This is a genomic window from Pseudomonas sp. W3I7 (assembly GCF_030816095.1).
Lineage (GTDB): Bacteria > Pseudomonadota > Gammaproteobacteria > Pseudomonadales > Pseudomonadaceae > Aquipseudomonas > Aquipseudomonas salomonii.
In genome coordinates this window covers 1,118,674-1,129,460 of sequence record NZ_JAUSXP010000001.1, presented here as the reverse complement: position 1 = coordinate 1,129,460, position 10,787 = coordinate 1,118,674, and the positions used below count along the sequence as shown (strand labels likewise).

Annotated in this window: 9 protein-coding genes; 2 read left to right on the top strand and 7 right to left on the bottom strand. The window is 58.7% G+C overall.

Annotation, left to right across the window (positions count from 1 at the left end):
- Positions 1-4: 4 nt before the first annotated feature.
- The 7 genes from QF043_RS05355 to acs form a co-directional block, all read right to left on the bottom strand.
- Positions 5-985, bottom strand: a complete 981-nt coding sequence (locus tag QF043_RS05355; RefSeq protein ID WP_056861681.1) for a GlxA family transcriptional regulator — start codon at positions 983-985, stop codon at positions 5-7.
- Between the two features lie 245 nt (positions 986-1,230).
- Positions 1,231-1,995 (bottom strand): ABC transporter ATP-binding protein, encoded by a 765-nt coding sequence (locus QF043_RS05350; RefSeq protein ID WP_003214336.1) that lies wholly within the window; start codon positions 1,993-1,995, stop codon positions 1,231-1,233.
- Positions 1,996-2,022: 27 nt separating this feature from the next.
- Positions 2,023-3,135 (bottom strand): succinylglutamate desuccinylase/aspartoacylase family protein, encoded by a 1,113-nt coding sequence (locus QF043_RS05345; protein WP_177023588.1) that lies wholly within the window; start codon positions 3,133-3,135, stop codon positions 2,023-2,025.
- A 1-nt stretch (position 3,136) separates the two neighbouring features.
- Positions 3,137-3,835 (bottom strand): ABC transporter permease, encoded by a 699-nt coding sequence (locus QF043_RS05340; RefSeq protein ID WP_099548200.1) that lies wholly within the window; start codon positions 3,833-3,835, stop codon positions 3,137-3,139.
- Positions 3,832-4,521, bottom strand: a complete 690-nt coding sequence (locus QF043_RS05335) for an ABC transporter permease (RefSeq protein ID WP_017138431.1) — start codon at positions 4,519-4,521, stop codon at positions 3,832-3,834. Before QF043_RS05335 ends, QF043_RS05340 begins: the two co-directional genes overlap by 4 nt.
- 92 nt (positions 4,522-4,613) lie before the next feature.
- Entirely contained in the window at positions 4,614-5,399 is a 786-nt protein-coding gene (locus QF043_RS05330; protein WP_017138432.1) for an ABC transporter substrate-binding protein, read from the bottom strand.
- A 694-nt stretch (positions 5,400-6,093) separates the two neighbouring features.
- Positions 6,094-8,049, bottom strand: a complete 1,956-nt coding sequence (gene acs / locus QF043_RS05325) for an acetate--CoA ligase (RefSeq protein ID WP_065929366.1) — start codon at positions 8,047-8,049, stop codon at positions 6,094-6,096.
- 398 nt (positions 8,050-8,447) lie between these two features.
- Here acs and QF043_RS05320 point away from each other — a divergent pair, with 398 nt between their 5' ends.
- Together QF043_RS05320 and QF043_RS05315 are read left to right on the top strand one after the other, a co-directional pair.
- Entirely contained in the window at positions 8,448-8,717 is a 270-nt protein-coding gene (locus QF043_RS05320) for a DUF2790 domain-containing protein (protein ID WP_058422476.1), read from the top strand.
- Positions 8,718-9,294: 577 nt separating this feature from the next.
- A complete protein-coding gene (locus QF043_RS05315; protein WP_032879817.1) occupies positions 9,295-10,545 on the top strand; it encodes a ribonucleotide-diphosphate reductase subunit beta in 1,251 nt (416 codons plus the stop codon).
- Positions 10,546-10,787: the final 242 nt, after the last annotated feature.

Sequence of the window (10,787 nt, the reverse complement as noted above, 5' to 3'; positions counted from 1 at the left end):
CCACTCAACCGCGCTCGGACGGCACCGACGACAATTCAAACGGGCTGCTGCTGCGCCGCTGGTTGCGGTCTTCACGCGGAGTGGCGCCAAAGAAGTTGCGGTAGGCGCTGGAGAAGTGCGGCCCCGAGGAGAAGCCGCACGACAAGCCGATCTGGATGATCGACTTGCTGGTTTGCATCAGCATCTGGCGCGCCTTGTTCAGGCGCAGTTCCAGGTAATACTGGCTGGGAACGCGGTTGAGGTATTGCTTGAAGATGCGCTCGAGTTGTCGTCGTGACACGCACACATGCTGGGCGATTTCGTCGGTGGTCAGCGGCTCTTCGATATTGGCTTCCATCAGCAGCACGGCCTGGGTCAGCTTCGGATGGCTGGAACCCAGGCGGTTTTGCAGGGGGATGCGCTGGCGCTCGCCGCCTTCGCGGATGCGCTCCACCACCAGTTCTTCGGAGACCGCACCCGCCAGTTCGGCGCCGTGATCACGGGCCAACACCGCCAGCAACAGGTCGAGTACCGACATGCCGCCACAGGCCGTCAGGCGGTCGCGGTCCCAGTCGAACAGGTGGCTGGTGGCGATCACCTTGGGGAAACGCTCGGCGAAGTCATCCTGCCAGCGCCAATGCACGGCGGCGCGGTAGCCATCGAGCAGACCCAACTGAGCCAAGGGATACACGCCCGCCGACAAGCCACCAATCACACAGCCAGCCCGCACAAGCTGCTTGAGCGCGCTGCTGAGCTGGGAGGCGATGACGGTCGGCGGTTCGTCCGCCAGCAGGAACAGCTTCTGGAAACCTTCGAGCTTGCCGGCCCAGGGCTCGCCCGGCAATTGCCAGTCGCCCTCGGTGCGCGGTTCGGCCTGCAAAAACGACAGTTCGTACACCACGTCCGGATGCACCCGCTGAGCAACGCGCAAAGCCTCCTCAGCCAGCGCAAGCGTCAGTGCTTTTGTGCTGGGCCAAATCAGGAAACCAATTTTATGGGCGGTCATGGAGTGCTATCCGAAACGAAGAACGGTGATGAAGACAAGGGCCAATGCTAGCCCGGAAACCAACACAAATCTCAAACCATATGAGATCTAATGTGGGAGCTGGCTTGCCTGCGATGGCGGCGTGTCTGTGCCAGAGAGGCAAACTGACCCACCGCTATCGCAGGCAAGCCAGCTCCCACAGGGGATCGAGGCCAACCTTAAAGCTGCGCAGCATGCACTAACTCGGTGCATAAAAGCAGTCTTGATTATTTCAAGCTACCCGAAAGGAACTGCTGCAACCGCTCGGACTGCGGGTTCACCAGCACTTCACGCGGGTTACCCCGTTCTTCAACGATGCCTTTGTGCAAAAACACCAACTGATTCGACACTTCACGGGCAAAGCCCATTTCGTGGGTCACCACCACCATGGTGCGGCCTTCCTGGGCCAGGTCCTGCATCACCTTGAGCACTTCGCCCACCAGCTCCGGGTCGAGGGCCGAGGTGGGTTCGTCGAACAGCATCACCTCCGGTTCCATCGCCAGGGCACGGGCAATGGCCACGCGCTGCTGCTCACCACCGGACATGTGGCCGGGGAACGCATCCTTACGATGGCCCACGCCGACCTTGGCCAGGTAATGCTCGGCCTTCTCACGCGCGTCTTTTTTCGACATGCCCAGCACATGCACCGGCGCTTCCATCACGTTTTCCAGCGCGGTCATGTGCGACCACAGGTTGAAATGCTGGAACACCATGGACAGGCGCGAACGCATGCGCTGCAATTGTTTAGGGTCGGCGGCCTTCATGGCGCCGTCCTTGTTGGCCACCAGTTTCAGCTCTTCGTTATTGAGCAGAATCTTGCCGGCGTGGGGTTGCTCCAGCAGGTTGATGCAGCGCAAAAAGGTACTTTTGCCCGAACCACTGGAACCGATGATGCTGATCACATCACCGGCCGCGGCGGCCAGGGACACGCCTTTGAGCACTTCATGACTGCCATAGCGTTTATGCAGGTCTTGGACTTCAAGTTTGTACATGCGGTCGGTTCTCACAAAAACAGGTGGTCAGTCGTTGAGCAAGCGCCCGTGACGCAGCGCTTCGCGCCCCGCCACCTTGGCCAGCCAGAAACCCGCTTGGGCATAACGTAGCCGTTCAACGGCAAACAACACCCCGGACGTCCCCGCGCAGACAATGCTGACGCGGTCGGTCAGAGGGTCAATCACTTCAAAAATCTCATCGCCCGCTTCTACCCGGTCACCGGCTTTACGCAGGTAACTGATCACACCGGCATGGGGCGCAAACAGCAACTCGGTGCCTTCGAAGGGCAGGCCTTCGCACGCGTCGTATTGCGGCGCCGGCCATTGGCCGGTGATCAAGCCCTGCTCGGCCAGGAACGCAAGGATGCCCTCGGCGTGGAAAATCGCTTCATCACGGCCGGTGTCGGCCTGGCCGCCCAATTCCAGGGTAGTCGCCAGGCACGCCAGCGGAACCTGTGCCTCGGGGAACGCCTGCGACAGACGCAACCACGGCAGCGAGCAGGCCTCATCAAACGAACTGCCGCCGGAGTCTTCCGCCAGCAGGCCGACTTTCACATTCAAATGCGCCGACAACGAGCGCCACTGCGGCCAGTGCTGGGGCAACGCATACATGTGCAACGCGGCTTCGGCGTCGCAATGCAGGTCAAGGACGATATCGGCGGTGCAGGCGTGGCTCAGCAAGATGCGCTGCATGCCTTGCAGCTGGCTGCTCGGCGCGGGCAGTGCGTTGAGTGCGTCGGTCATCGCCTGGCGGATCATGCGCACATTGGCGTGCGGGTCATCGCCCAGCTTGCCCTTGAGCAACTCGGCAACCGGCGCGCTCAGCTCGACGAAATCACGGTTGAAGTTCTTGCCGCTGCCGACTTCGAAACGCCCCTGGTGGCTGCCTTGCAGCAACTGGCCCAGGCCCATCGGGTTGGCCACCGGCACCAGCTCGATCACGCCGTTAAGCGCGCCTTGCTGTTCCAGTTCGGTGAGGCGCTTTTTCAGCTCCCACGCCGCGCGCATGCCCGGCAATTCGTCGGCGTGCAGGCTGGCCTGGATGTAGGCCTTGCGCTCGCCACTGCCGAAACGAAATACGCTCAGTTGGCGTTCACACCCCAGGTGGCCCCAGGGCAACAGGTGATCGATACGTTCCATATCAGTGCTTCCGTGGAGCCAGGTAGCTCAGCCAGCGGCGCTCGGCCAACTTGAACAGGCGCACCAGGATAAAGGTCAGGCACAGGTAGAACACGCCGGCGGTGATATAGGCTTCGAACGGCAAGTAGTACTGGGCGTTCACGGTGCGTGCAGCACCGGTGATGTCGATCAAGGTGACGATGGACGCCAGGCTGGTGGTTTGCAGCATCATGATCACTTCGTTGCTGTACTGCGGCAGCGCCCGGCGCAGGGCCGACGGCAGCAGGATGCGGCGGTACAGCTTGTAGCGCGACATGCCCATGGCCTTGGCCGCTTCGATCTCACCGTTCGGCGTGGCCTTGAGGCTGCCGGCGATGATTTCGGCGGTGTAGGCGCTGGTGTTGATCGCAAACGCCAGGCACGCGCAGAACGTGGCGCTCGACAGCAGCGGCCACAGGAAGCTTTCGCGCACGGCTTCGAATTGCGCCAGGCCGTAGTAAATCAAAAACAGCTGCACCAGCATCGGCGTGCCGCGGATCACGTAGGTGTAGAGCCAGGCCGCACCGTTGATGACCGGCTGCTTGGACACGCGCATCAAGCCCAGGGGCAAGGCAGCAAGCAGGCCGAAGAACAGCGAGATGGCCAGCAGTTTCAGGGTGGTTACCAGGCCGCCAAGGTACAGCGGCATGGCTTCCCAGATGACGTTGTAGTCGAAGATCATAGATCAGCCGCCCTTACGCCTACCGAGTAGCGCTTCTCGAGATAACGCAGGGCCAGCAACGACACGCTGGTGATCACCAGGTACATCGCCGCCACTGCGAGGAAGAAGGTAAAAGGCTCACGGGTGGCGTCTGCCGCCTGTTTGGCCTTGAACATCATGTCTTGCAGGCCCACCACCGAGATCAGCGCGGTAGCCTTGGTGAGTACCAGCCAGTTGTTGGTGAACCCAGGGATCGCCAGCCGAATCATCTGCGGCACCATCACCCGGAAAAACACCTGGAAACTGCTCATGCCATACGCAAGGCCGGCCTCGGCCTGGCCCTTGGGAATGGCCATGAAGGCGCCACGGAAAGTTTCCGAGAGGTAGGCGCCAAAGATGAAACCCAGGGTGCCGATACCGGCGGCCAAGGGGTTCAAGTCGATATAGTCGTCATAGCCAAGCATCGGCGCGACGCGGTTTAACAAGTCCTGGCCGCCGTAGAAAATCAGCAGAATCAGCACCAGGTCGGGGATCCCGCGGATCACCGTGGAGTACAAGTCACCCAGCCAAGCCAACCAGCGCACCGGCGACAGGCGTAACGCGACCCCGATCAGACCCAGAACAATGGCCAAGGCCATGGACGACAAGGCGAGCTGAAGCGTCAACCATGCGCCATCGAGGATGACAGCCCCGTAGCCGTTCAACATGATTCAGGTCCTCGAAAAGGGGGATGAAAAAATGGCGCAAACTTCAGAATCTTCTGTTGCTTGCGCCATTCTGGACAGACAGCTGCGACGAGTTACTTAGGGTCAGCGCCGTAAATATCGAAGTCGAAGTATTTGTCCTGGATTTTCTTGTATTCGCCGTTGGCACGGATCGCGGCAATCGCAGCGTTGATCTTGTCCAGCTCGGCCTTGTCGCCTTTACGCACAGCGATACCGATGCCGTCACCGAAGTACTTGGCGTCGGTGAACTGTGGGCCCACGAACGCGTAGCCTTTACCGGCCGGGGTTTTCAGGAAGCCGTCTTGCAGCAGGGTAGCGTCAGCCACGGTGCCATCGAGGCGACCGGCTTCCACGTCCAGGTAGATTTCGTTCTGCGAGCTGTAAGGCACAACCGTGACGCCTTTAGGGGCCAGGACTTCCTTGGCGAAACGATCATGGATCGAACCGCGTTGCACGCCGATTTTCTTGCCTTTGAGTTCATCCAGGCTGTCGCTGACGGTGGTGCCTTCCTTCATCACCAGCTGCGCTGGGCTCAGGTAGTAGCGGTTGGTGAAGTCCACGGACTTCTTGCGGTCTTCAGTGATGGACATGGACGACAGGATCGCGTCGATCTTGCGCACTTTGAGCGCAGGGATCAGGCCGTCGAATTCCTGCTCGACCCATACGCACTTGACCTTCATCTCGGCGCACAGCGCGTTACCGATGTCGTAGTCAAAACCGACGATGCTGCCATCCGGCGCCTTCGAGGCAAACGGAGGGTAAGCCGCTTCGATACCAATTTTCAGAGGCTTTTCATCAGCGAAGGCCTGCATGGACAGCACGGACAGCGCCAGGGCGCCCAACAGCACAAGTTTCTTCATCTTGGGACTCCATCGGTATAGGGCAAAAAGCAGAATGAGCCGTGGCCCACGATGCGACTTAAGTGAAACCGAATAGCGGTGCTGCGTCCTACCCCGAATTGATACAGGAGACGACGAGCGAGTGATCGGCATTCTAACGACAGGCCGGAAGCCGATATTTCCTCAATGCGACAACAATTTACAGAAGCACCGAGAAAGCGGTTCCAGCACATTGACAGCCTCTGAATTTTATGCAGAGACAAAAGATATTAAACCTGTTGATGCTGCAAATTGCGGGCCTATTATTCGCAAACCCTTCTAGCACGGCAAGTCTGGCGTTTAATCTTATTTGTGAGGGTGTCTAAAACGCGGGTTTTCGGGGCGCGGGCGTAGCACATTGCCTCAGGATTGGGCGTGGGGTTACACATTTAGGCTGGACGGTAACATTCAGAAACCTCCTACGAAAGAAACCGATATTTATTGGCTTGGTGGTGATGCCGGGCCGTCAGACACCACCTTCATCCGCCCTGAAATACATTCAAAATGTGGGAGCGGGCTTGCTCGCGAATGCGGTGGATCAGTGAGCAGATAGGTAGCTGACCGACCGCATTCGCGAGCAAGCCCGCTCCCACAGGGGATTTCCATCGTCTTCGAGACCCACAAAAAAGCCCCACCCGGCTCACGCCGAACGGGGCTTTATCTGACCCAGCCCGCCTTACGCGACGTTCATGGTCTTGTGCGTCTCAATCAAATGCGCCACTACACCTGGGTCGGCCAGGGTGGAGATATCCCCCAACCCGTCATACTCGGCCGTGGCAATCTTGCGCAGAATCCGGCGCATGATTTTCCCCGAACGTGTCTTCGGCAAGCCCGGCGCCCACTGGATCACATCCGGCGAGGCAATCGGCCCGATCTCTTTGCGCACCCAGTTTTTCAGTTCCAGGCGCAGCGCTTCGTTTGGCTCTTCACCATTCTTGAGCGTGACATACACATAGATGCCCTGCCCCTTGATGTCATGGGGCACACCGACCACCGCCGCTTCGGCGACTTTCGGGTGCGCAACCATCGCGCTTTCAATCTCGGCAGTGCCCATACGGTGGCCGGACACGTTCAACACGTCGTCCACCCGCCCGGTGATCCACCAGTAGCCGTCTTCATCACGGCGCGCACCGTCGCCGGTGAAATACATGCCACGGAAGGTCTTGAAGTAGGTGTCGACAAAACGGTCATGGTCGCCATACAGCGTGCGCGCCTGGCCCGGCCACGAATCGAGGATCACCAGGTTGCCTTCGGCAGCGCCCTCGATGATGTTACCGAGGTTGTCCACCAGCGCCGGCACCACACCGAAGAACGGGCGTGCCGCCGAACCCGGCTTGAGTGCGTGGGCACCCGGCAGCGGGCTCATCAAGGTGGCGCCGGTTTCGGTTTGCCACCAGGTGTCGACGATCGGGCAACGGGATTGGCCGACGTTCTTGTAGTACCAGTCCCAGGCTTCCGGGTTGATCGGCTCACCCACCGAACCGAGCAAGCGCAGGCTGCTGCCATCCACACCTTCACAAGCAGCGGTGCCCGAAGCCATCATCGCGCGGATCGCAGTCGGTGCGGTGTAGAGGATATTGACCTTGTGCTTGTCGACGATCTTGCCCACCCGCGTGATATCCGGGTAGTTCGGCACGCCTTCAAACAGCAGCGTGGTCGCGCCATTGGCCAGCGGGCCGTAGACGATATAGGTGTGGCCGGTGACCCAGCCGACGTCGGCGGTGCACCAGTAGATTTCGCCCGGGCGATAGTCGAACACACGCTCGTGGGTCAGGGCGGCGTACAGCAAGTAGCCGCCGGTGGTGTGCTGCACGCCTTTAGGCTTGCCGGTGGAGCCCGAGGTGTAAAGGATGAACAGCGCTTCTTCGGCGCCCATCTCTTTTGGCGCACACACAGTGCCCGCCACTTTCATCAGGTCTTCGTACCAGATGTCGCGATGCTGGTTCCACTTGATGTGGCCATTGGTGCGCTTGCACACGATGACTTTCTGGATGCTGCTGGTTTCCGGGTTGGTCAGCGCGTCGTCGACGTTGGCCTTCAGCGGAATCTTCTTACCGGCGCGAATGCCTTCGTCGGCGGTGATCACCACCTTCGACTTACAGTCGATGATGCGACCGGCCAGGGCTTCCGGTGAAAAACCGCCAAATACCACGGAGTGAATCGCACCGATGCGGGTACAGGCCAACATGGCGACCACGGCTTCGGGGATCATCGGCATATAGATAGTCACCACGTCGCCGCGATGCACATCCTGGCCGCGCAGGGCGTTGGCGAACTTGCAGACTTCTTCATGCAGCTCGCGGTAGGTGATGGTGCGGCTTTCGGAAGGGTCATCACCCTCCCAAATGATCGCCGCCTGATCACCACGCTCGGCGAGGTGGCGGTCCAGGCAGTTGTAGGAAACGTTGAGGGTGCCGTCGGCGAACCATTTGATGTCGACATGGTGGTCGTCGAAAGAGGTCTGCTTGACCGCAGTGAAAGGCTTGACCCAGTCAAGGCGCTTGGCTTGCTCGCGCCAGAAGCCATCGGGGTTGACCACCGACTGCTGGTACATGGCCTTGTAGGTCGCCTCGTCGGTCAGCGTGTTGGCTGCTACTTCGGGGCGAACGGGGTACAGGGAAGCCGCACTCATCTTTCTTACCTCGGTGACATAGTTGTTGTTGTATGGCCCCTGTTGTAGCCGGGGCGCCCCCATAGAACCATTCGACGATGGTAGTAACAAGCCCCTACAAATTGCCCTGCTATGCCCTTTCAGGGCTCTGGCCCACGGCCTGCGCGGCTTTGGCGCCGGATGAAAAAACCTTTACCACGGGATTGTTACAAAAACCGCCAATAGTGTTTATCAAAAGCACGGGTATATGAATATAAGCCGCAGGCCTAAAATCAACTCCGCCAACAAGGCAACGTGATTAACACCGTAACAGCCCCCACCAAGGCAACGTTAATCCGAACTTCCCAATTTTATAGTTACACACGTGGCCTCATAAGGGCCCCGTGACCCCTTTCGCCCTGAAGAAGGTAAATACAGAAATGAAAGCGTTAGTAGTTTTGGCCCTCAGCAGCTTGTGCGCCACCGCCGCCCTGGCCGACGAAGCCCCGACTGAGCTGGCCGGACAGAACCCACCAATAGTTGAAGACTACACTTACAGCACACACTTGGATGTGGCCAAAGTATTGTCCATGAGCAACATCCCGGATGTCTGCAACGTTGTACCGGTACAAATGGAATATGAAGACTCACAAGGTCAGCGGCATATTCTTAATTATCAAGTGATGGGCAATGGTTGCTCTAACGGGTAATAACTTTTTCAGAAAGATTTAAACCCGGATCTTGGTCGCCGCAAGAAATCGTTCTTGCGGCCAAGAACCGCCCTCTGGCCCACCGCCACCCCAATGTGGGAGCTGGCTTGCCTGCGATGGCGATCCCAGCCAAACACACCCCCTACAGCCCTCCTCAATTACCCCTCCCACAGCCCTACAAAAACTATCCCACCGCCCGTCAAAAAATTCCTACCCCAGCAAAGCCTTGCAAACACACGCTCTGGCCGAAAACCACAGCATTTTGGCCCTGCATCGTGACCATCCGCCGCAACACAAAGCCGATTTTTTCCCTATAATGCGCGGGTAAATCGGGCCTGCAATATCCCTTTACACTGGGATGAAGAGCCAGACCTGGGGCCTCCGCGCGAGCCTGCATCTGTTGCTGCGCACCTCAAGCCTCAAGCAGAACCCGTAACCCTATTCCGTTTAATTGCCTGCGCGAGCTGTTGCAACAAACGATTCCTTAAGATCCACCGCGGCCTCTGGGCCGTGTGAACACCCAACCATCCGGTTTCACACGGGCACCTTTGAGCCCTCACGCAGGAGACGACACGTCATGCTGAGCTGGGACGAATTCGACAAAGAAGAAGAAGGCGAAGTAGCCGCCAAAGGCGCCAACGCCGGCCACGCCACCGAAGCCAACATGGACCGCCTCGACGGTGCTGGCGCCGCCGCCGCCATCGAAGCCCGCGCCGTCACCGCCAGTGACTCCGCCGCCATCGTGCGCGCCAAGGCCGCCCTGGACAAACTCGACGTCGCCGAAGGCCTCGCCGAACTCGAAGGCTCCGCCGCCCGCGTCGCCGTCGACGAAAAGCGCATGATCAACTGCCGCGCCGACCTCAACCAACTCGTACCCTTCAAGTACGACTGGGCCTGGCAAAAGTACCTCGACGGCTGCGCCAACCACTGGATGCCGCAAGAGGTCAACATGACCGCCGACATCGCCCTGTGGAAAAACCCCGAAGGCCTGACCGACGACGAACGCCGCATCGTCATGCGCAACCTCGGCTTCTTCTCCACCGCCGACTCCCTGGTTGCCAACAACCTGGTACTGGCCGTGTACCGCCTGATCACCAACCCGGAGTGCCGCCAATACATCCTGCGCCAGGCCTTCGAAGAAGCGATCCACACCCACGCCTACCAGTACTGCATCGAATCGCTGGCCATGGATGAAGGCGAGATCTTCAACATGTACCACGAGATTCCATCGGTCGCTAAGAAAGCGGCTTGGGGCCTGAAGTACACCCGTTCGATCTCCGATCCGAAGTTCGAAACCGGCACCGTCGAAACCGACAAAGAACTGCTGCGCAACCTGGTCGCCTACTACTGCGTCCTGGAAGGCATCTTCTTCTACTGCGGCTTCACCCAGATCCTGTCCATGGGCCGTCGCAACAAAATGACCGGCGTGGCCGAGCAGTTCCAGTACATCCTGCGGGATGAGTCGATGCACCTGAACTTTGGTATCGACGTGATCAACCAGATCAAAATCGAAAACCCGCACTTGTGGGATGCCGAGATGAAGGAAGAAGCGACTCAGATGATTCTGCAGGGGACGCAGCTGGAGATTGAATATGCGCGCGATACCATGCCGCGCGGTGTTCTCGGCATGAATGCGGCGATGATGGAGGATTATCTGAAGTTTATTGCTAACCGTCGTTTGTCGCAGATTGGTCTTAAAGAAGAATACCCAGGGACGACTAACCCGTTCCCGTGGATGAGCGAGATCATGGACTTGAAGAAAGAGAAGAATTTCTTTGAGACTCGTGTGATCGAGTACCAGACCGGCGGCGCGCTGAGCTGGGATTGATTCCTAAGCCTCGCAACATTAAGAAGCCCTGAATTGTTCAGGGCTTTTTTATGCCCCTTGATCTGTATAGGAGCCGTCTTACACCAAAATCATCCATAGAAAGGTTGATACGAATTTGGATGCTAAGTAGCCTCGTCTACCGGTGCCTAAGAAACGCCCAACGTAGCTGCTAGCCTCACTCACACAGTCAAGAAATCGCATGGCTAATCATGCGGATTGAATACTGTATCGAGGCCAAGCAA

Excerpts from the sequence above, each read along its gene's own strand:
- QF043_RS05330 (WP_017138432.1), bottom strand. The coding sequence starts at position 5,399 with ATGAAGAAACTTGTGCTGTTGGGCGCCCTGGCGCTGTCCGTGCTGTCC.
- QF043_RS05335 (WP_017138431.1), bottom strand. The coding sequence starts at position 4,521 with ATGTTGAACGGCTACGGGGCTGTCATCCTCGATGGCGCATGGTTGACG.
- QF043_RS05345 (WP_177023588.1), bottom strand. The coding sequence starts at position 3,135 with ATGGAACGTATCGATCACCTGTTGCCCTGGGGCCACCTGGGGTGTGAA.
- acs (WP_065929366.1), bottom strand. The coding sequence starts at position 8,049 with ATGAGTGCGGCTTCCCTGTACCCCGTTCGCCCCGAAGTAGCAGCCAAC.
- QF043_RS05340 (WP_099548200.1), bottom strand. The coding sequence starts at position 3,835 with ATGATCTTCGACTACAACGTCATCTGGGAAGCCATGCCGCTGTACCTT.
- QF043_RS05315 (WP_032879817.1), top strand. The coding sequence starts at position 9,295 with ATGCTGAGCTGGGACGAATTCGACAAAGAAGAAGAAGGCGAAGTAGCC.
- QF043_RS05350 (WP_003214336.1), bottom strand. The coding sequence starts at position 1,995 with ATGTACAAACTTGAAGTCCAAGACCTGCATAAACGCTATGGCAGTCAT.
- QF043_RS05320 (WP_058422476.1), top strand. The coding sequence starts at position 8,448 with ATGAAAGCGTTAGTAGTTTTGGCCCTCAGCAGCTTGTGCGCCACCGCC.
- QF043_RS05355 (WP_056861681.1), bottom strand. The coding sequence starts at position 985 with ATGACCGCCCATAAAATTGGTTTCCTGATTTGGCCCAGCACAAAAGCA.